12 protein-coding genes are annotated in these 20,181 nt (G+C 63.1%); 7 read left to right on the top strand and 5 right to left on the bottom strand.

Annotated elements, in window-relative coordinates; genetic code table 11:
• Positions 1-125: 125 nt before the first annotated feature.
• Positions 126-956: a glyoxylate bypass operon transcriptional repressor IclR gene (gene iclR / locus V8N38_RS23335; RefSeq protein ID WP_004936648.1), complete on the bottom strand. Its 831-nt coding sequence runs from the start codon at positions 954-956 to the stop codon at positions 126-128.
• 196 nt (positions 957-1,152) lie between these two features.
• On the opposite strand from iclR, the gene metH reads away from it, so the two are divergent.
• A complete protein-coding gene (gene metH, locus V8N38_RS23330) occupies positions 1,153-4,848 on the top strand; it encodes a methionine synthase (protein ID WP_147840682.1) in 3,696 nt (1,231 codons plus the stop codon).
• Between the two features lie 37 nt (positions 4,849-4,885).
• Here the strand turns inward: metH and V8N38_RS23325 are convergent, their stop codons facing one another.
• Positions 4,886-5,596, bottom strand: a complete 711-nt coding sequence (locus tag V8N38_RS23325; RefSeq protein WP_060425131.1) for a UTRA domain-containing protein — start codon at positions 5,594-5,596, stop codon at positions 4,886-4,888.
• A 193-nt stretch (positions 5,597-5,789) separates the two neighbouring features.
• On the opposite strand from V8N38_RS23325, the gene V8N38_RS23320 reads away from it, so the two are divergent.
• The 6 genes from V8N38_RS23320 to V8N38_RS23295 all read left to right on the top strand — a co-directional run bounded on the left by V8N38_RS23320 (position 5,790) and on the right by V8N38_RS23295 (position 12,204).
• Entirely contained in the window at positions 5,790-6,851 is a 1,062-nt protein-coding gene (locus tag V8N38_RS23320) for an ABC transporter substrate-binding protein (protein WP_004936660.1), read from the top strand.
• 11 nt (positions 6,852-6,862) lie between these two features.
• On the top strand, positions 6,863-7,672 hold the full coding sequence (locus tag V8N38_RS23315) for an alkaline phosphatase family protein (RefSeq protein ID WP_038874364.1): 810 nt from the start codon (positions 6,863-6,865) through the stop codon (positions 7,670-7,672).
• Positions 7,669-8,514 carry an ABC transporter permease gene (locus tag V8N38_RS23310; protein ID WP_147840683.1) on the top strand — a complete coding sequence of 282 codons (846 nt, stop codon included), beginning with the start codon at positions 7,669-7,671 and terminating at the stop codon, positions 8,512-8,514. Before V8N38_RS23315 ends, V8N38_RS23310 begins: the two co-directional genes overlap by 4 nt.
• Positions 8,515-8,531: 17 nt before the next feature.
• The gene (locus V8N38_RS23305) at positions 8,532-9,317 is read left to right on the top strand and encodes an ABC transporter permease (protein WP_049201534.1); all 786 of its coding nucleotides are present in this window, start codon (positions 8,532-8,534) and stop codon (positions 9,315-9,317) included.
• Between the two features lie 4 nt (positions 9,318-9,321).
• On the top strand, positions 9,322-10,314 hold the full coding sequence (locus V8N38_RS23300) for an ABC transporter ATP-binding protein (protein ID WP_038874358.1): 993 nt from the start codon (positions 9,322-9,324) through the stop codon (positions 10,312-10,314).
• A 240-nt stretch (positions 10,315-10,554) separates the two neighbouring features.
• On the top strand, positions 10,555-12,204 hold the full coding sequence (locus V8N38_RS23295) for a Na/Pi cotransporter family protein (RefSeq protein ID WP_049201530.1): 1,650 nt from the start codon (positions 10,555-10,557) through the stop codon (positions 12,202-12,204).
• A gap of 47 nt (positions 12,205-12,251) precedes the next feature.
• Here the strand turns inward: V8N38_RS23295 and V8N38_RS23290 are convergent, their stop codons facing one another.
• The 3 genes from V8N38_RS23290 to panS all read right to left on the bottom strand — a co-directional run bounded on the left by V8N38_RS23290 (position 12,252) and on the right by panS (position 20,110).
• Positions 12,252-17,078, bottom strand: coding sequence for a hemagglutinin repeat-containing protein (locus V8N38_RS23290; RefSeq protein ID WP_147840684.1), 4,827 nt, complete (start codon positions 17,076-17,078; stop codon positions 12,252-12,254).
• Between the two features lie 49 nt (positions 17,079-17,127).
• Positions 17,128-18,807, bottom strand: a complete 1,680-nt coding sequence (locus V8N38_RS23285; protein ID WP_084827462.1) for a ShlB/FhaC/HecB family hemolysin secretion/activation protein — start codon at positions 18,805-18,807, stop codon at positions 17,128-17,130.
• A 385-nt stretch (positions 18,808-19,192) separates the two neighbouring features.
• Positions 19,193-20,110: a ketopantoate/pantoate/pantothenate transporter PanS gene (panS, locus tag V8N38_RS23280; protein ID WP_049201525.1), complete on the bottom strand. Its 918-nt coding sequence runs from the start codon at positions 20,108-20,110 to the stop codon at positions 19,193-19,195.
• Positions 20,111-20,181 lie beyond the last annotated feature (71 nt).

The raw sequence follows: 20,181 nt of genomic DNA, 5'->3' as shown, positions 1-20,181 counted from the left end.
AACTGTGATCGGCTTCAAGCTTTTTTCCCGTGTGCTAAACAGGATGCCGATAGCCTGTTACATGCTGACAACAGAGCAAGGAATCGGGAGAGAGGGCGCGCAGGGGCGCCCTCGGAGGGGTAGGATCAGCGCACGCCGCCGTAGGCCAGGCTGATCTCTTTCGCCGCGTGGATCACCAGCGCCCCCAGTTCGATCACGCGATCGTCGGTGATGCGCGACACCGGGCCGGAGATGGAGATGGCGGCGAAGGCTTCACGGTGCTCGTCGAAGATACAGGCCGCCACGCAGCGCAGGCCGAGCGCGTGCTCTTCGTCGTCAAAGGAGAAGCCCTGTTTGCGGATCTGCGCCAGCCCCTCTTTCAGGTTGTGCGGCGTCAGGGTGTGCGGCGTGTAGGTATGCATGCCTTTCTTATGCAGCAGTTTGGTCACCTGATCGTCCGGCAGGGTGGCGAGGAACGCCTTGCCGGCGCCGGAGGCGTGCATCGGCAGTTTACCGCCGATCGGCGCCGACATGCGCATCAGCGCCGTACACTGCACCTGATCGATGATGATTGCCTGGTACTCGCTGGTATCCAGCACCGCCAGGTTGACGGTTTCGCCGGACTCTTCCATCAGGCGCCGCAGCGTCGGATGCACCATCGCCAGCAGGTTGCGGCTTTGCAGGAAGCTGCTGCCGACCACAAAGGCGTGCGAGCCGATGGTCCACAGGCCGAGATCGCCGACCTGGCGCACGAATCCCTGCTGCTGCATGGTGGTGAGCAGGCGGTGAGTGGTGGAATTCGGCAGGCCGGCCTGCTGCGCCAGATCGGTCAGCGCCACGTTGCCCTGGGCTTCCGAAATGTATTCCAACAGCTTCAGGCCACGGGTCAACGATTGTACCTGGCCGGTCGCCGCACTGGCGGCCGGGGCTGCTGCGCGGGGCTTCTTGCCGCGTTTGGCGGGAGCAGGAGTGGCCATGGGTGAGATTCCTTTTTCCGTATGATGGAATTCATTTTCGTTTTTTGTCGATGAATTGCAAGTCGCCGCCAGCTCATCGGAGGTGTTGGCGCACAACCTGAAAAACTCTCAATTGTCGCCTGGCCCTTTGTCCCTACAAGCTGTGCTAGGATGACTCGTTGGTTTTTGCGGCAGTTGAGCGATGGGCTGGATGGCAATGGAAGGGGTTACAGTGACGAATCGAGTAGAACAACTGCGCCGCCAGTTAGCGCAGCGCATTTTGGTGTTGGACGGCGGCATGGGTACCATGATCCAGAGCTACCGTCTGGACGAGCGCGATTTCCGCGGTGAGCGTTTCGCCGACTGGCGCAGCGATCTGAAAGGCAATAACGATCTGCTGGTGCTGACCAAGCCGGAAGTGATCACCGCCATTCATTACGCCTATCTCGAGGCGGGCGCCGATATCCTTGAGACCAATACTTTCAACTCCACCTCCATCGCCATGGCCGACTACCACATGGAGTCGCTGTCCGCCGAGATTAACTATCAGGCCGCCTGTCTGGCGCGCGCCTGCGCCGATGAGTGGACGGCGCGCACGCCGGAAAAACCGCGCTACGTCGCCGGGGTGCTGGGGCCGACCAACCGCACCGCCTCCATCTCGCCGAACGTCAACGATCCGGCGTTCCGCAACATTTCGTTCGATGAGCTGGTGGCGGCTTACCGCGAATCGACGCGTGCGCTGGTGGAGGGCGGCGTCGATCTGATCATGATCGAAACCATCTTCGACACCCTGAATGCCAAGGCCGCCGCTTTTGCGGTGGAAACCGAATTCGAAGCGCTGGGGGTGGAACTGCCGATCATGATTTCCGGCACCATCACCGACGCCTCCGGCCGCACCTTGTCCGGCCAGACCACCGAAGCGTTTTACAATTCGCTGCGCCACGTTAAGCCGCTGACATTCGGCCTGAACTGCGCCCTGGGCCCGGACGAACTGCGTCAGTACGTCGCCGAGCTGGCGCGCATCTCGGAGACCTACGTCACCGCGCATCCGAACGCCGGCTTGCCGAACGCCTTCGGCGAGTACGATCTGGATGCGGCCGAGATGGCGCGCCAGGTCGGGGAGTGGGCGCAGGCCGGCTTCCTCAATATCATCGGCGGCTGCTGCGGCACCACGCCGGAACATATCGCCGCGATGGCCAACGCGGTCGAAGGCGTGCCGCCGCGCCGGCTGCCGGAGATCCCGGTCGCCTGCCGCCTGGCGGGCCTGGAGCCGCTGACCATCGACGCCAACACCCTGTTCGTCAACGTCGGCGAGCGCACCAACGTCACCGGTTCGGCGCGATTCAAACGCCTGATCAAAGAAGAGAAATACAGCGAGGCGCTCGACGTGGCGCGCCAGCAGGTCGAGAGCGGCGCGCAGATCATCGACATCAACATGGACGAGGGGATGCTCGACGCCGAAGCGGCGATGGTGCGCTTCCTTAACCTGATCGCCGGCGAGCCGGATATCGCCCGGGTGCCGATCATGATCGACTCCTCCAAGTGGTCCGTTATCGAGAAAGGCCTGAAGTGCATTCAGGGCAAGGGCATCGTCAACTCGATCTCGATGAAGGAGGGCGAAGAGGCCTTTATCCATCACGCCAAACTGGTGCGCCGCTACGGTGCCGCGGTGGTGGTGATGGCGTTCGACGAAGTGGGGCAGGCGGACACCCGCGAGCGCAAGTTCGAGATCTGCCGCCGCGCCTATAAAATTTTGACCGAGCGCGTCGGCTTCCCGCCGGAAGACATCATTTTCGACCCGAACATTTTCGCCGTCGCTACCGGCATTGAAGAGCACAACAACTACGCCGTCGACTTTATCGAAGCCTGCGCCGATATCAAAACCCACCTGCCGCACGCGATGATCTCCGGTGGCGTGTCTAACGTGTCGTTCTCGTTCCGCGGCAACGATCCGGTGCGTGAAGCGATCCACGCGGTGTTCCTGTATCACGCCATTCGCAACGGCATGGACATGGGCATCGTCAACGCCGGGCAGCTGGCGATTTATGACGATCTGCCTACCGAGCTGCGCGAGGCGGTAGAGGACGTGATCCTCAACCGTCGCGAAGACGGCACCGAACGCCTGCTGGAGCTGGCGGAAAAGTACCGCGGCAGCAAAGATAATGACGTGGCGGTGCAGCAGGCCGAATGGCGCGGCTGGCCGGTGGAGAAACGGCTGGAATATTCGCTGGTGAAGGGTATCACCGAGTTTATCGAGCTGGACACCGAAGAAGCGCGGCAGCAGGCCGAACGCCCGATCGAAGTGATCGAAGGGCCGCTGATGGCGGGGATGAACGTGGTCGGCGATCTGTTCGGCGAGGGCAAGATGTTCCTGCCGCAGGTGGTGAAATCCGCCCGCGTGATGAAGCAGGCGGTGGCCTATCTGGAACCGTACATCGAGGCCAGCAAGCAACAGGGCACCTCTGCGGGGAAAATCCTGTTGGCGACGGTGAAGGGCGACGTGCATGACATCGGCAAGAACATCGTCGGCGTGGTGCTGCAGTGCAACAACTATGAAATCGTCGATCTGGGCGTGATGGTGCCGACGGAGAAAATCCTGCGCACCGCGCGCGAGGAGAACGTGGACATCATCGGCCTGTCTGGGCTGATCACGCCGTCGCTCGACGAGATGGTCAACGTGGCGAAAGAGATGGAGCGCCAGGGCTTTACGTTGCCGCTGCTGATCGGCGGCGCCACCACCTCCAAGGCGCACACCGCGGTGAAAATCGAGCAGAACTACAGCGGCCCGACCACCTACGTGCAAAACGCCTCGCGCACCGTGGGCGTGGTGTCGGCGCTGCTGTCCGCCACCCAGCGCGACGAGTTTGTGGCGCGCACCCGCAAAGAGTATGAAACGGTGCGCATTCAGCATGCGCGCAAAAAGCCACGCACGCCGCCGGTCGATTTGCAGAAGGCGCGCGCCAACGCCATGGCGCTGGACTGGGCCGATTATCAGCCGCCAGCGCCGCGGCAGCTCGGCGTGTTCCCGGTGGCGGCCGGCATCGAGACGCTGCGCCACTACATCGACTGGACGCCGTTCTTCATGACCTGGTCGCTGGCGGGCAAATACCCGCGCATCCTGGAAGACGAGGTGGTGGGGGAAGAGGCCAAGCGCCTGTTCCACGACGCCAATCAGATGCTGGATCGGCTGGCCGCCGAGCGCAGCCTCAACCCGCGCGGCGTTTACGGCCTGTTCCCGGCCAACCGCGTCGGCGACGACGTGGAAGTATACCGCGACGAACGGCGTGACGAGGTGCTGGCGGTGAGCCGCCATCTGCGCCAGCAGACGGAAAAAACCGACTTCCCGAACTACTGTCTGGCGGACTTCGTGGCGCCGAAAAGCAGCGGCAAGGCTGACTACTTCGGCGCCTTCGCGGTGACCGGCGGGCTGGAGGAGGACGCGTTGGCGGCGGCCTACGACGCGCAGCACGACGATTACAACAAAATCATGGTCAAAGCGCTGGCGGATCGCTTGGCGGAGGCCTTCGCCGAATACCTGCATGAGCAGGTGCGCAAGCTGCACTGGGGCTATGCCGCCGACGAGAGCCTGAGCAACGAAGAGCTGATCCGCGAAAACTATCAGGGCATCCGGCCGGCACCGGGTTATCCGGCCTGCCCGGAGCACACCGAAAAAGCGACCATCTGGCAGCTGCTGGACGTCAACCGCCACACCGGCATGGAGCTGACGGAGTCCTTCGCCATGTGGCCGGGGGCGGCGGTGTCCGGGTGGTACTTCAGCCATCCTGAAAGCAAGTACTTCGCGGTGGCGCAGATCCAGCGCGATCAGGTGGAAGACTACGCGGTGCGTAAAGGGATGAGCGTGAGCGAGGTCGAACGCTGGCTGGCGCCTAACCTCGGCTACGACGCCGACTGATTTCCTCTTTAAGGGCGCAGCGATGCGCCCTTGTCATTTACTGCGCTTCCACGTCGATGTGCAGCGCATCGTAACGCCAATACTCCAGGTCGCAATCGATCACCCGGTCGTGCTGATCGCGGTTCACCCGCGTAATGAACAGCGCCGGGCTGCCGTAGGTCACCTTCAGCATGGCGGCGGCCTGCTGCGGCAGCAGGGTGGGCAGCATGTCGAAACGCACCCGCCCGTAGTGGATGCCGTAGCGCGCGGCGTACAGCGCGGTCAGCGACTGGGTCAGGTCTTCCTCCAGAATGCCGGGGAAATAGGCCGGGTTGAGGTAGTGCTCGCAGTACAGCACCGCGCGCCCGTCGATATAGCGCAGCCGGCGAATGCGATAGGCCTCGGCGCCGGGGGGTAGCGCCAGGCGGCCGGCCAGCGGCGCGTCGAGCGTGACTAGCGCGCTGTCGATCGCCTCGGTATGGGCGGCGCGCCCCTGCTGCTGCGCCATGGCGTGAAAATGGCTGCGCTGCAGCGGGTTGTAGATAAGACGCGGGGGCGAGATGAACCAGCCGCGCCGCACCTGGCGGTAGATGACGCCCTGCGCCTCCAGTTGACCGAGCGCCTCCTGCAAGGTAATGCGGGTCGTGGCGAACTGTTCGCTCAGGGCGCGTTCGGAGGGCAGCTTGCCGCCCACGGCAAACTCGCCTGCGGTGATGCGGGCGTTCAGCGTTTGGCAGATGGTCGCTACGGTCGTCGGTGCTTCACTCATACAGCGGGTGTCCCGTTTCAGTGCGTTTGGCCTCCCTTAAGGTAGACCAGCGTCGCGTTTTCGCCGTTGCAATGGGTGATAAAACTGTCGCTTTTTTAAGCTGACATATAATTATCACATTCGTCCGTTAGATTGGTTTGGTCCTTGCTGGACTAGTCCAGCCATCCCCACACTACCACCTGGAGCATCAGTTATGAAACGTTTGTGCGCTTCTGTGTTAACCAGTGCCATCGTGTTATCCAGCCAGATGAGCTGGGCCGCGGATACCGATCTGGCGGCGCTGGAGCAGGCCGCTAAAAAAGAAGGCGAAGTCAACAGCGTCGGCATGCCGGACAGCTGGGCCAACTGGAAAGGCACCTGGCAAGATCTGTTGAGCAAATATGGCCTGAAGCATGTCGATACCGACATGAGCTCCGCACAGGAGATCGCCAAATTCGATGCGGAAAAGAACAACGCCACGGCGGACATCGGTGACGTCGGCGCGGCCTTCGGCCCGGTGGCGGTGCAGAAGGGCGTAACGCAGCCGTACAAACCCTCCACCTGGGATCAGGTGCCGGACTGGGCGAAAGACAAAGACGGCCACTGGGCGCTGGCTTACACCGGCACCATCGCCTTCATCATCAATAAACAGCAGGTGAAAGATATCCCGCACAGCTGGGCCGATCTGCTGAAGGGCAGCTATCAGGTCACCATCGGCGACGTCGGCACTGCGTCGCAGGCGGCCAGCGGCGTGCTGGCGGCCACCTACGCCATGGGCGGCAACGAGAAAAACCTCAAGCCGGGCCTGGAATTCTTCGGCAAGCTGGCCAAGGCCGGCCGCCTGAGCCTGAGTAACCCGGTGATCGCATCGCTGGAGAAAGGGGAAGTGCAGGTCGGCGTGGTGTGGGACTTCAACGGCCTGAACTACCGCGACCAGATCGACAAAACCCGCTTTGAAGTGCTGATCCCTTCGGACGGCTCGATCACCTCCGGCTACACCACCATCATCAACAAATACGCCAAGCACCCGAACGCCGCCAAGCTGGCGCGCGAATACATCTTCTCCGACGCCGGCCAGATCAACCTGGCGCGCGGCTATGCCCGCCCGATCCGCGCCGAACATCTGACGCTGCCGGACGACGTCAAAGCCAAGCTGCTGCCGGCCGAGCAGTACAAGAACGCGCACCCGATCGCCGATCCGGCGGCCTGGGAACAGAGCGCCAAAGCGCTGCCGCGTCTGTGGCAGGAAAACGTCATTATGTTTATGCAGCAGTGAGTTAACGCACCATGAAAACGATCCTCGTGCTGCTGGACGGCCTCAACTACCGGGTGGCGCACGACGCCATGGGCTATCTGCAGGCCGAATGCGCGGCGGGACGCGGACGGTTGTACCTGCTGGAGAGCGAGCTGCCCTCGCTCTCCCGGCCGCTGTATGAATGCATCCTCACCGGCGTCACGCCGGTGGAGAGCGGCGTGGTGCACAACCACGTCTCGCGCCTTTCTCATCAACAAAGCGTGTTTCATTACGCGCGCGCCGCCGGGCTGACCACCGCCGCCGCCGCGTATCATTGGTTCAGCGAATTGTATAACCGCACGCCGTTCGACGCCGCGCGCGACCGCCATACCGACGCGCCTGAGCTGCCGATCCAGCACGGGCATTTCTATTACGACGACGGCTATCCCGACAGCCATCTGTTCGACGACGCCGAAAGCTTGCGCCTGCGTCATCAGCCGGACTTTCTGCTGGTCCATCCGATGAACATCGACGATGCCGGGCACCGCTTCGGCCTCTCTTCGCCGCAGTACCGCAATGCGGCACGCCGCGCCGACGGTTCGCTGTCGCGCTATCTGCCCGAGTGGCTGGCCGCCGGTTATCAGGTGCTGGTCACTGCCGACCATGGCATGAACGACGATCGCAGCCACGGCGGTGTGTTGCCGGAAGAGCGCCAGGTGCCGCTGTTCGTGTTCGGCACGGGCTTCAGCCTGGACGACGCCGATCCGCAGCAAACCGAGCTGTGCGGCACGATTTGCGATCTGCTGCAGGCACCGCACGACAAGCCGCGCTGCCGGGCGCTGCTGGCGCAGGATGCGCGATGAACGGCAAAACCAAATGGATCGCCGCGTTGTGCCTGCTGCCGTTTATCGTGCTGTTCGGCGCGTTTCAGATCGCCCCGCTGGTGTGGATCGCCGTTCACAGCTTTTTCAGTGAGAGCAGCGGCTGGGGATGGGGCAACTATGTCGATATCCTCACCTCGCCGTTCTACCTGCAGGCCTTTCAGTTCTCGCTGGAGATCTCGCTGTGGTCGAGCGTCTACGGCTTGCTGATTGCGTTAGTGGGCAGTTACTCGCTGCGCCAGCTCGGCCAGACCCGATTTCATGACTTCGTGATGTCGTTCACCAACATGACCAGCAACTTCGCCGGGGTGCCGCTGGCGTTTGCCTTCGTCATCCTGCTGGGGCTGAACGGTTGCCTGACGCTGCTGCTGCGCAAATACGGTCTGATGGAGAGTTTCAACCTCTATTCGAAGAGCGGCCTGATCGTGCTGTATACCTACTTCCAGATCCCACTGGGGGTGATGTTGCTGTATCCGGCGTTCGACGCGCTGCGCGCCGATTGGCGCGAGTCGGCGGCGCTGCTCGGCGCCGGCTCCTGGCGCTACTGGCGGCATATCGGCCTGCCGGTGCTGGCGCCGGCGCTGATGGGCACCTTCGTCATTCTGCTGGCTAACGCGCTGGGCGCCTACGCTACGGTCTACGCGCTGACCACCGGCAACTTCAACGTGATCCCGATCCGTATCTCGGCGCTGGTGGCGGGGGACATCTCCCTCGATCCGAACCTGGCCAGCGCGCTGGCGATGCTACTGGTGGTGATGATGGCGTTTATCACGGTGATCCACCAATGGATGCTGCGCAGGAGCTACCTCAATGCGCGCTCATAATCGGATGGAGAATGCTCATGTCGCGTGCTGAACGCTTGTACCATCGCACGGTGACCGGCCTGCTGCTGCTGATCCTGCTGTTGCCGCTGGCGGCGACGCTGATTTATGCGCTGGCCACCCAGTGGGGCGCCACCATTTTGCCGGACGGTTTTACCCTGAAGTGGCTGACGGCGCTGTGGAGCGACCCGCGCTTTTTGCAGGCGCTGTGGCACTCGCTGTTGATCTGCTTCGGCACGCTGCTGCTGTCGGTGGTGGTGATCCTGCCGGCGATGTTTGTGATCGCTTACTACTTTCCCAAGCTGGACGCGGTGATGAACGTGCTGATTCTGCTGCCGTTCGCCGTGCCGCCGGTGGTGTCGGCGGTGGGGCTGATGCAGCTGTTCGCCGCCGATCCGCTGCCGCTGCTCGGCACTCCGTGGATTTTGGTGGGCTGCTATTTCACCATCGCGCTGCCGTTTATCTACCGCGCCATCAGCAATAACATGCAGGCGATCAACCTGCGCGATCTGATGGACGCCGCACACCTGCTCGGCGCCAGCACCTGGCAGGCGGCGCTGCTGGTGGTGCTGCCGAACCTGCGCAAGGGCGGAACGATCGCCGTGCTGCTGTCGTTCTCGTTCCTGATCGGCGAGTTCGTGTTCGCCAACCTGCTGGTGGGCAGCCAGTATGAAACGCTGCAGGTCTATCTGTTCAACATGCGCAACGGCAGCGGGCATTTCACCAGCGCGCTGGTCATCTCCTATTTCGCCGTGGTGCTGCTCGTCACCTGGCTGGCGAACCTGCTGAATAAAAACAAGGGTTAACCCGATGGCTTATCTCAACGTCACCCGCCTGAACAAACACTATGGCCAGACCCAGGTGTTTCAGGATATCGATTTCACCGCCGAAGAGGGGGAGTTCGTCACCCTGCTGGGGCCGAGCGGCTGCGGCAAATCGACGCTGCTGCGCTGCCTGGCCGGCCTGACCCCGGTCGACAGCGGGCACATTTTGCTGCAGGGCCAGGATCTGGTGCCGCTGGCGCCGCAAAAGCGCGGCATCGGCATGGTGTTCCAAAGCTATGCGCTGTTTCCCAATATGACGGTGGAAGGCAACGTGGCCTTCGGTCTGAAAATGCAGAAGCTGGCGGCCGGGCAGATCGGCCAGCGGGTGCAGGAGGTGCTGGCGCTGGTGGAGCTGAGCGATCTGGCGAAGCGCTATCCGCATCAGCTGTCGGGCGGCCAGTGTCAGCGCGTGGCGCTGGCGCGATCGCTGGTCACCCGCCCGCGGCTGCTGCTGCTCGACGAACCGCTGTCGGCGCTGGACGCGCGTATCCGCAAACACCTGCGCGAGCAGATTCGGCGCATTCAACGCGAGCTGAACCTGACGGCGATCTTCGTTACCCACGATCAGGAAGAGGCATTGACCCTGTCGGATCGCATCGTGCTGATGAACAAGGGGCAGATCGTGCAGAGCGGCGATGCGGAAACCCTGTATACCCAGCCGGCGGACGCCTTCGCCGCCGGGTTTATCGGCAACTATAACCTGCTGACCGCCGAACAGGCCGCCCAGCTGACCGGGCGCAGCTATGCTGGCAAGGTGGCGATCCGGCCCGAGTCTATCGGCCTGTTGCCGGCCGGGCAGGGGATCGGCGGGGTGATCCTGGGCCACAGTTTGCTCGGGAATGTGGTACGCTATCGGATTCAGGTTCGCGGTGTAGAATTGCTGGTTGACGTGCTCAACCGGTCGGTGGCCGACCTGCGGCCCGACGGCGCGGAAATTGGGCTACACTTGGAACCTGTTGTATTGCGGGAAGTTGCATGACTTCGCAGCGCGGCGCCGGGGCCTTTCCGCCGCCGCATTAACCCTTCTTTTCTGCGGTCTGCCGCCCGCCCGCTGTCCTGCCAGACCTACGCCCGGCAGGCGGGACCGCGCGCTGTATCCGTCATCTTTTGGCCTACCGGCTGTGGCTAAGGCGAACAGAACCGTTCCGTCCGTCCGCACCGCCTGACAGGCATCGGGTATCAGCCTCCTTTGGCCGGGCGTTAATGGAGCGTATCTTCCGTGCTGACCCTTCTTCACCTGCTTTCCTCCGTGGCGCTGTTGGTGTGGGGTACCCACATCGTGCGCACCGGGATCATGCGGGTTTACGGCGCCAATCTGCGGCGCGTGTTGAGCGACAGCGTTGAGAAAAAGCCGCTGGCGTTCGTTTCCGGCATCGGCGTGACCGCGCTGGTGCAAAGCAGCAACGCCACGGCGCTGCTGGTGACCTCTTTCGTCGCGCAGGGGCTGGTGGGGCTGGCGCCTGCGCTGGTGATCATGCTCGGCGCCGACGTCGGCACCGCGCTGATGGCGCGCGTGCTGACCTTCGATCTTTCCTGGCTGTCGCCGCTGCTGATCCTGGTCGGCGTCTTCCTGTTCCTCAGCCGCAAACAGATGCGGATCGGCCAGATCGGGCGCGTCCTGATCGGCCTTGGGCTGATCGTGCTGGCGCTGGAGCTGATCGTGGCCGCCGCCACGCCGATCACCCAGGCCGCCGGGGTCAAAGTGCTGTTCTCGTCGCTGACCGGCGACGTGATGCTGGACGCCCTGACCGGCGCGCTGTTCGCCATCGTCAGTTATTCCAGCCTGGCGGCGGTGCTGCTGACCGCCACCCTGACCGCGTCCGGCGTGATTTCGCTGAAGGTGGCGCTCTGCCTGGTGATCGGCGCCAACCTCGGCAGCGGCCTGCTGGCGATGATCAACGCCAGCGGCCAGAACGCCGCCGGGCGGCGCGTGGCGCTCGGCAGCCTGCTGTTCAAGCTGGTGGGGTGCGTGCTGGTGCTGCCGTTCGTCGCCTATCTGGCGGATGTGATGGCTCAGTTGCCTGGCGGCAGCGAAGAACTGGTGATCTATTTCCACGTGTTCTACAACCTGATCCGCTGCCTAGTGATGATCCCGCTGGCCGGGCCGATGGCCACGCTGTGCGAGCGGCTGATCGTCGACGTGGCGGCCGACGATCCGCGCATGAGGCCGCGCCATCTGGACGCCAGCGCGCTGGACACGCCGACGCTGGCGCTGGCCAACGCGGCGCGCGAAACGCTGCGGATGGGCGACGTGGTGGAACACATGATGATCCTGCAGCGCGAAGTGCTGCACGGCAAGCAAGGGGTGGATAAAGAGGTGCGGCGTCTGGATGACGACGTCGACGTGCTGTACACCGCCATCAAGCTGTATCTGGCGCAGATCCAGAAGGAGGATCTGGGCGAGGAAGATTCGCGCCGCTGGGCGGAGATCATCGAAATGGCGCTCAACCTGGAACAGGCGGGCGACATCATCGAACGCATGGCCGGCGACGTGGGCGCCAAGTCGCACGCCGCGCGCCGGGCCTTCTCGACGGAAGGGCTGGCGGAGCTGGATGGGCTGCATGAGCGGCTGATCGGCAACCTGCGTCTGGGGCTGTCGGTGTTCCTGTCCGGCGACGTTACCAGCGCCAAGCGCCTGCGCCGTTCCAAGCACCGCTTCCGCATTCTGGATCGCCGCTACGCGCACGCGCACGTCGATCGCCTGCACCAGCAAAACGTGCAGAGCATCGAGACCAGTTCGCTGCATTTGGGGTTGTTGGGGGACATGAAGCGCCTGAACTCGCTGTTTTGCGCCGTGGCTTACAACGTGTTGGATCAGGATGCGAAGGACGACGATCGCGACTGGGAAGACACCCCAAGCACGCTGTAAAAAAATGCCCCCGGTTTTCACCGGGGGCATTACCTAGGAGAGGCGCGTTATTTGCCGCTGAACACGCCGGCTTTGGCGTCCGCCTGTTTCGTTGAGGCATGGCCGCTGGCGAACGGCACGTTGCCGTCAACGCCCTGTTTCGCCGCACCGGCGGCCAGGCCGCCTACCGTGGCCGCCACATCGACGCGGCCGCCGCCCTGATAGCGTTGGCCGCTGACGTCCTGTTGGCTGACCTGGCTGCCGCCCAGTTCCACCTTGCCCTGCTGGCTGCGGATCTCGCCGCCGGTGAGTTGGGTTTGGCCGCCGACCTGCAGCGCCACGCCGTGCTTACCGGTAATCGCCGATTGCTCGCCGACCGCGTTGTTGTTCACCACCTCGGCATTGACCTTGAGTTGCCCCTGGCGGCCCGCCGGCCCGGTGACGCTGTCTTTCACCGCGCCGCCGACGGTGCGTGCACCGCGATCCCACAGCGGGCCCTGCGGTTTCTCGCCGGCCGGCGTTTCCGGCAGCGTCACTTTACCGTCGGCTTTGCTGAAGCTGACCGCGCCGGTGGTGTCCTGCTGCGGATCGAGGCGACGCGCCACGCTGTTGTACTTGTCGGTAGTGGCGTCGGCCACTTTGTTCACCCCGGCGTCCAGTTTCTCTTTCACTTTCCCGGCGTAGCGCGGCGTGCCCACCTTCGACAGCTTGGAGGTGATGCTGCTGCCTGGATCGTTGCTGTGGCTCAGACCGGCATCCACATCCACCTTCACGCCTTTCTCGACGTCTTTGCGGCTTTCAACGTGCAGATCGCCGCCCACCTTGCCCTGTACGCTGTCGGCATCGATGCGCGCCCCGGCGAGGCGGGTGTCCTTGCCGCTGTTGAGCGCCACATCGCCCGCGGTGATGCCGGTGTTGGCGTGGGTGGTTTTATCCTGCTGTTCCACGCCGACCTTCAGACCGGCGCCCAGCGTATGGGTGTCTTTGCCGGTGTTCGGATCGACCTTGCCGGCGGCGTCCTTGTTGAACGTTTGGCCGCCTTTAGCGTTGGCTTTAATGCCCAGGCTCCAGTTGTCCTTATGCTGCTCGTTCTTGGCGGACTCCAGCAGGATACCGCCGTTTTTCGCCTCGAGCACGGCGCTGCCGCCGCTGACCTTGGCGCCCTGCAGATGCAGCGCGTCATCGCCTTTGCCGCCGGCGGACAGGGTGACCTTGCCGTCTGAGGCGAGCGTAGCGCCCTGGCGTTCGGTCGCGGACTCATTCACCTTGGCGATGTCGAACGCGCCGCCGGCGGAGAGACTGCCACCGGTTTTTTCCTTGCTGTCGCTGCTGCCGGCGCCCAGATCGAGATTGCCGGACAGCTGGCTTTCCTTGCGCGTTTGGGTCGATTCCGCCGCCTGCAGCGCGACCTTGTTGCCCGCGCTCAGGGTGATGTCGCCCTGGCTTTTAACGTCGGTGCCTTTAAGCGTCAGATCGCGGCCCGCCTTCAGTTCAACGCCCTGTTGGCCGCTGACGTTGCCGACCTGTGCGGTACTGCCGCTGCTTTCGCCTTTGTTGGTACCGCCGCCGAAGCCGGCGCCGAAGTTTTTACTGTCGGCGGTGAAGCCGCCCTTCGCCGAGGCCTTGACGTTAAAGCCGCTGTGGTTCTCACTCTGTTTGTCGCTGGCCTGATCAAAGCGGATATCGCCGCCGGCGTCGACGGTGGTTTTACCGCTGCCGCCGTTCAGCGCGGTACCCTGATAGACCGCGTCTTTTTTCACGTTGACGTTGATGCCGTTGGCCGCGTCGATCGAGCCGGTCACCGCCTGGCTGGCGCTGCTGTTGCTGCGCTGGGTGCCGCCTTCGCCCTTGGCGTCCACGGTCAGATCGCTGCCGGTGGAGGTGTAGACGCGCACGCCGGCGCTGCCGCGGGTATCGCGGTTCTGCTCTTCCTGGCGGTTCGTTGCAGCTTCGCTGCGGTGGCTGTCCGCCGTCAGCGTGACCGCGCCTTTGCTTGCCTGATATTGCGTGCCCTGATCGCGCACTTCGCCTTTGGCGTTGATGTCGATGCTGCCGGCTTTCACCGAGCTGACCACCGCCTGCGAGCTGCTGCTGCGTTTTTCGCTGCTGCCGCCCTGTGCGCCGATATCCAGGCCGACGTTAGGCGCGCCGATGCCGCCGATGTCGTTGATGACGCCGGTGGCGTCCAGCTTGGCCGCCTTGCCGACCGCGCGCTCGACCGGGCGGGTCACGGCGCTGTAATCGACGTTGGCGCCGATGTTCACGCCGACGTCGGTTTTGGTGGTGGTGCTGCTGGCGGTGTCGGCGGCGGCCAAATGATCGACGCCGGCGGCGTTCTCTTGGTAGGTGCCGCCGACGCTGTGCTGCGCGCCTTGCTGGGTCAGCTTGTCGCGGGCGTTGACAGTCAGGTTGCCTTTGACGTCGCTGCCGGAGGTGACCGCCTTGCTGCTCTGCGCCTGCGTTTTGCTGTTCTCGTAGCCGGCTTCCACGCCGCTGCCGAGCTTGTCGATGCCGCCGGTGTAGTAGAAACCGCCGCCGATCTTGGTCTGCTCGGTGTTCGAGGTGGTTTTATCGTCGGCCGCCAGGAACGAGACCTTGTTGCCGCTGACGCTGGCGTCGCCTTTGTCGGCGACCAGTTTGGAGCCGCTGAAGGTCACGTCCTTCTCCGCCTCGAGCTTCACGCTACCGCCGCTGAGGGTCGAGGCGCGGTTTTCGGTGCGGGTGGTTTTTTCGCTGTCGCGGGTGTGTTCGATGCGCAAACCGGCACGGTATTGCTTGTCGCCGGCTTCTTTGGCGTAGCCGTTGACGGTCAGCGCGGTCTTCTGCTCATCGATTTTTTGCTGCTGTTCGGCGGCCTTGACGTTGATGTTGCCGGTCTGCGACGTCACGCTCAGCTCGCCGCCGCTGGTGACCTGACTGCCGATGACGTCGGTATCCTTACGGCTGACCAGCTTCAGGTTGGTATCAGACTTCAGCTCGCTGGCGGTGCTGCTCTGGTAGCTGTTGTCGGCCTTGTGTGAACTGCTGGTGATGTTGAAGGCGGTGCCGGTGCGCGCATCGATTTTGTCCACGGTGGTGCTCAGCGCGTTGTCGATGCGCAGGCCACCTTGCGTGGCGTTGACCAGGCCGCCTTCCTTGCCGCGCGCCTTGCTGCCGGTGATGGTGACGCCCTGCTGGCCGTTCAGGCGCAGGGTGCCGTCGCTGGTCAGTTCGGAGGCGTGGCTGACCTCGCGGCGATTGCTGTTGTTCTTGTTGTCGCCGCCGCCGATGCCGCCCCAGGAGGTTTTGTCATCGCGCACCGCTTTGGCGTTGGCGGTTTTCTGCACCCCGATCTGGATTTGGTTGCCGGCATTGACCGTCAAATCGCGGCCGGCGTGCAGCTTGGCGCCCTGGGTCGCGACGTTGTTGCCGGCCTCCAGCGTCAGCGCCCCCTGGCTGCGCAGTTCGCTGGCCTTCAGGCTTTCGCTTTCGTCGCTGCTGCTCCAGCTGCCGGTGCGCAGGCTGGAAGTGTGGTTGCGCTGGTAGCCGCGTTCGGTGGACTTATCCTTCTCCACCAGCCCGGCGAGGTGCACGTCGCGCGCCGCCTTGACGCTCAGCGCCCGATCGGCGCTGACGTTGGCGCCCAACAGGTTCACGTCTTCCCGGGTACTGACGAGTTTGGCGCTGCCGCTGGCGGCGACGGTGCTGCCTGCCTGCTGCTGCTGCTCGCGCTCACGGGTGACGTCGTATTGCCAGGAGTAGAACCAGCGGTCGTCGGTGTGGCCCTGGGTCTGTTTCAACTGCTGGCCGTCGAGCGTCAGCTTGCCGCCCTGCAGCGTGATGTCTTCGCCGCGAATATCGGTGGCGGTGAGGTGCGCGTGGTTATCCGCCACCAGGCTGATGTTCTTGCCTTTCAGCTCGGTGCGGGTCAGCTTCTGGCTGCTGCTGCGGTCGTTGACGTAAATGCCGCCGCGGTAGTTCTGGTAGTTGTCGCCGCCGTTGCGGTTGCTGCTGGCGTCGTCAACGCGGCTTTCGCTGCGAATATCGTAGGCCTTCACCTTGAGATCGTCGCGGGCGGCCAGCGTGCCCGCCAGCTTCACGCCGCTGCCTTGCGCGGTGTTGATGATGTTGATGCGCCCGGCCTGCATGCTGCCGAGGTAGTAGCTGTCCAGCGCGGTGGTCGGCTGCACGCTGGCCAGCACCTTGCCGTCGCGCGCCACGCGGTTATGGCCGCTGATGGCGTTGATCGCCGCCGGCGTCACTTTGCCGTTGCGGTGGGTGAAGTCTTGTACGATCACGTCACCGCGGCTGTCTATCTTCGGTGCGATCAGATCCAGCACGCCGCCGGCGTTCAGGGTACCGTTGAGGCTCAGGGTATTGCGGTTGTCCAGGGTGCTGTAGCCCTGCAGCAGGCCGTTCTCCACCAGCGGGTTGCCGACCACCAGCGAGGAGCGGCTGGTATTGATGAACCCGCAGCCCTGGCAGCTGATGCCGTTCGGGTTGGCCAGCACGTAGTCGGCCGCCATGCCGAAGATCTCTTGCTGGCCGTGCAGCAGAGAAGGGTTACGGCCGATCACTTCGTTGAGGATGACGCTGGCTTCGCGCCCGCCCAGATTGGGGTTGGCGCCCAGTTGGCCGGCCAGCTGCGACAGCCCTGCCTCGCGGGAGTTGTTCAGCACCGCGCCGGGCTGGTTGACGTTGAAGTCCTGATACTGGTTGTGCGACAGCCCGTTACCGTTCGGCGCGACGATGTCGACCACCTGCGCGCCGGTTGCGGCGGTGGAAACGCCGGGGCCGTTGGCGCCGTTGGCCGCCACGATCTCCGCGGCATAGGCGCCGGCGGAAGCGGCGAGAATAATCGCCAGCGCGGCGGCCAGTTTGCCCGCTGCTGAAAGCCTGAAGTTATTATTTTTCATCCATGTCTCTCCGTATATTGCCGTGGGGTCCTGCAAAACTGCTGATTAATTAAAAGGTGTAAGAAAAGCGTGCCAGTACCTGAACGGGATCTTCCGGCGTGGCGTGATTTGACAAGATCCAGCCGCGGCTGACCTCGAGATCGACCAGCGCCTGCCGATAGCGCAACGTGGCGCCGCTGCTCAGGCCGGCGCTGCTGCGCCACCCCGAGTTGTCCTGGCGCGGCAAAATGCGGCCGACGTCGGCGCCGAGGCGCGGCGTCAGCGTGGTGGCGCCCAGATTGAAGCTGCGCGACAGCGTGTTCTGCAGATACCAGCCGTTGTCGCCGGACTGGGTGCTGCGGCTAAAGCCGCGCACGGCGCTGCGATCGGTAAGGCTCAGCCATTCCACGCCGGGCAGCGGGTCGCGGCTGTACTGGCCATAGAACAGGTTGTTGAGCTGATAGGTCGCCTCGCCCAGGTGAAGGCGCTGGCTGAGGTTGGCGAACAGCTTGCCCTTGGTGAACTGGCTGTCGAGGTGCACCGAGCTCGGGTGGCGATCGGCCCCCAACCACGGCAGACCCTGTTCGACGCTGAGATTGGCGCTGAACACCCCGTTGGGCAGAATCTGCAGGTGGCTGGCGCTCAGCTCGGCCAGGGTCAGCGTGGGGCTGCTGACTTCGAGGCGCACGCTTTCGAAGTAGTTGTCGATGCGCTTGTAGGTCAACTGGCCGCTCAGGCTGTCTATCTGATCGTGATCGCGGTAAAACACATAGTCGCTGCGCAGCCCGTACTGTTGGGTCTGGCCGTGCAGTTTGACCACGTTGTGCGGCAGCTGCTGGTGGTTCTCATAGGACGAGAAGCTGGCGAACCCGCTGAAGGTGAACGCGCCGTACGGCAGCGAATAGAGCAGGGTATAGGCGCGGTTATAGCGGTGAGCCGGGTTTTCCAGCGTGCTGCTGGCGTTCAGGCTGACGAAGTCCGACAGGCCGAACGGGCTGTCCAGCGTGGCGGTGGCGCGCGCCAGCCACTGGCCGGTGCTTTTTTGGCCGTAATTATCCGTGCCGGCGGTAATCAGCCAGGGCTTGGCATGTTGATTGCGCAAACGAATGACCGAACCGCCAACCTGGTGGCCGGGCAATATATCCAGCTTGGTGGTATTCGATTGCAAACGGTTGGCCTGATCCAATCCCTGGTCGAGCTCGGTTAATTTCAACGGCTTGCCTTCCAGCCCCGGAAATAATAAACGGCTGTTGACCCAGCGATCGCCGCCTTCTATTTTCTCGATAAATCCTTCGGTGACGCTTAACCCCAATTCTCCCTGTGAATTAGGGCGAACAATTTGCACGCGCGCGGTGATATAGCCTTTTTGCACATAAAGGCGCGTTAATTCGCGGGTCAGGCGATTGATATCATTGCTGCTGATGCAGTTTTCCGGCAGCGCGCTCAGGGCGGATAAATCGGTCGGCGAGAGCAGGGTGACGCCCTGCAGATAAACGCCGGCGATCGGCAGGCACTGCGCGGACTGCGGCAGGGCGGGCGCGGGCGGTTCCGGCTCCGCCAGCAAGCGTTGCTGCTTCAGCTGCTGGTAGCGGCGTTGCTCAATCAACTGGTTGACTTCACGCGTGCTGTCTTGCAACGCACGGCGCGACTCCCCCATCGACATATCCCGCATCATGTGGGCGTCCGGCAGGGTTTCGGCGGAAAGGGCCGTGCTGACCAACAGCGTCAAGGCGGTTATTTTTTTTATCATTGTAATCCATTATGAGAGGCCGCCGGGGCAGCCCGCCCAATCCATGAGGTTAACCACGGGCGGCCGACGGCCGGCCCGAAATAATGAGCGACATGCACATTGCGAGGTATCTTGATTTGCCGCGGCAAATAAGACGGTGGGTATAGATCTAAATAATAATTAGGCTGCTTCTTTTATGGTGGGCAACCCTGGTGACTTAATTAATTAAAAAAAGTAGAACGTCTCTTCCTCTTGCCAACATTATCGGCATGGTTAGGAAGAATCTGAATTTTTATTTTTCACGGATGATAGGGGATGAGAGGAATTATGACAATCCGACCAGTGGGAAATACGAAATTTCGCAGAGAAGAACGGGGACGCAATTGTTTGCGTCCCTACAGGCGGTTTATTTTTTCTTGATAGGGCGGCCGGACCAATACCCCGCCAGCAGCGAACCGGAGAGGTTGTGCCAGACCGAGAACAGCGCGCCCGGCAGAGCGGCCAGCGGTGAGAAGTAGATTTTACCCAGCGTGGCTGCCAGCCCGGAGTTCTGCATGCCGACTTCGATCGCCAGCGTGCGGCAGGTGGATTCGTCGAAGCCGAACAGCTTGCCGCCCCAGTAGCCGCTGAGCAAACCGATGCCGTTGTGCAGGATCACCGCGACGATCACCACCAAACCGACCGAGGCGATGTGGCTTTGGCTGCCCGCCACCACCGCGCTGATGATCGCAAGGATACACACCATCGACAGCGCCGGCAGCAGCGGCTCAATGCGTTTCACCGCCTTGGTCAGGGTGTGGTGGACGATCAGGCCCAGGCCGATCGGGATCACCACGATCTGCAGAATGCTCAGCAGCATGCCCATGATATCGACGCTGATCTTGGCGTCGACATACAGGCGGGTCAGCAGCGGCGTGGCGAACACCCCCACCAGCGTCGAGACCGCCGAGATGGTCACCGACAGCGCCACGTCACCCTTGGCCAGGTAGATCATTACGTTGGACGCGGTACCGCTGGCCACGCTGCCCACCAGCACCATGCCGGCGGACAGATCCGGCGGCATGCGGAACAGCATCGCCAGGATCCAGGCCGCCAGCGGCATGATCAGATAGTGCAGGAAGATGCCGGCCGCCACCGGGCCGGGGCGCGCCAGCACGCGTTTGAAGTCGTCCAGCCGCAGCGTGACGCCCATGGCGAACATGATCAGCATCAGCAGCGGGCTGACGTAGGGGCCGATGCCGGTAAAGGAGGTCGGCGTGTAATAGGCGGTGACGGACAGCAGTATCGCCCACAGGGGGAATAAGCGCGTGAAGAGTGCCAACATGCAGGTTTTCCTTAGCCAGATTGAGAACGGTGGGTGTGGTTGTGTTTTTTGCGGGTTCAACATGCTGAACC

The organism is Serratia nevei (genome assembly GCF_037948395.1).
Lineage (GTDB): Bacteria > Pseudomonadota > Gammaproteobacteria > Enterobacterales > Enterobacteriaceae > Serratia > Serratia nevei.
The sequence above is the reverse complement of the archived record's forward strand: the minus strand, read 5'-3'. Positions and strand labels throughout refer to the sequence as shown.

What these genes read in the sequence shown, in the direction of transcription:
- V8N38_RS23325 (WP_060425131.1), bottom strand. Translation starts at nt 5,596, where the DNA reads ATGAGTGAAGCACCGACGACCGTAGCGACCATCTGCCAAACGCTGAAC.
- iclR (WP_004936648.1), bottom strand. Translation starts at nt 956, where the DNA reads ATGGCCACTCCTGCTCCCGCCAAACGCGGCAAGAAGCCCCGCGCAGCA.
- V8N38_RS23315 (WP_038874364.1), top strand. Translation starts at nt 6,863, where the DNA reads ATGAAAACGATCCTCGTGCTGCTGGACGGCCTCAACTACCGGGTGGCG.
- metH (WP_147840682.1), top strand. Translation starts at nt 1,153, where the DNA reads ATGGAAGGGGTTACAGTGACGAATCGAGTAGAACAACTGCGCCGCCAG.
- V8N38_RS23305 (WP_049201534.1), top strand. Translation starts at nt 8,532, where the DNA reads ATGTCGCGTGCTGAACGCTTGTACCATCGCACGGTGACCGGCCTGCTG.
- panS (WP_049201525.1), bottom strand. Translation starts at nt 20,110, where the DNA reads ATGTTGGCACTCTTCACGCGCTTATTCCCCCTGTGGGCGATACTGCTG.
- V8N38_RS23285 (WP_084827462.1), bottom strand. Translation starts at nt 18,807, where the DNA reads ATGATAAAAAAAATAACCGCCTTGACGCTGTTGGTCAGCACGGCCCTT.
- V8N38_RS23320 (WP_004936660.1), top strand. Translation starts at nt 5,790, where the DNA reads ATGAAACGTTTGTGCGCTTCTGTGTTAACCAGTGCCATCGTGTTATCC.
- V8N38_RS23300 (WP_038874358.1), top strand. Translation starts at nt 9,322, where the DNA reads ATGGCTTATCTCAACGTCACCCGCCTGAACAAACACTATGGCCAGACC.
- V8N38_RS23290 (WP_147840684.1), bottom strand. Translation starts at nt 17,078, where the DNA reads ATGAAAAATAATAACTTCAGGCTTTCAGCAGCGGGCAAACTGGCCGCC.
- V8N38_RS23310 (WP_147840683.1), top strand. Translation starts at nt 7,669, where the DNA reads ATGAACGGCAAAACCAAATGGATCGCCGCGTTGTGCCTGCTGCCGTTT.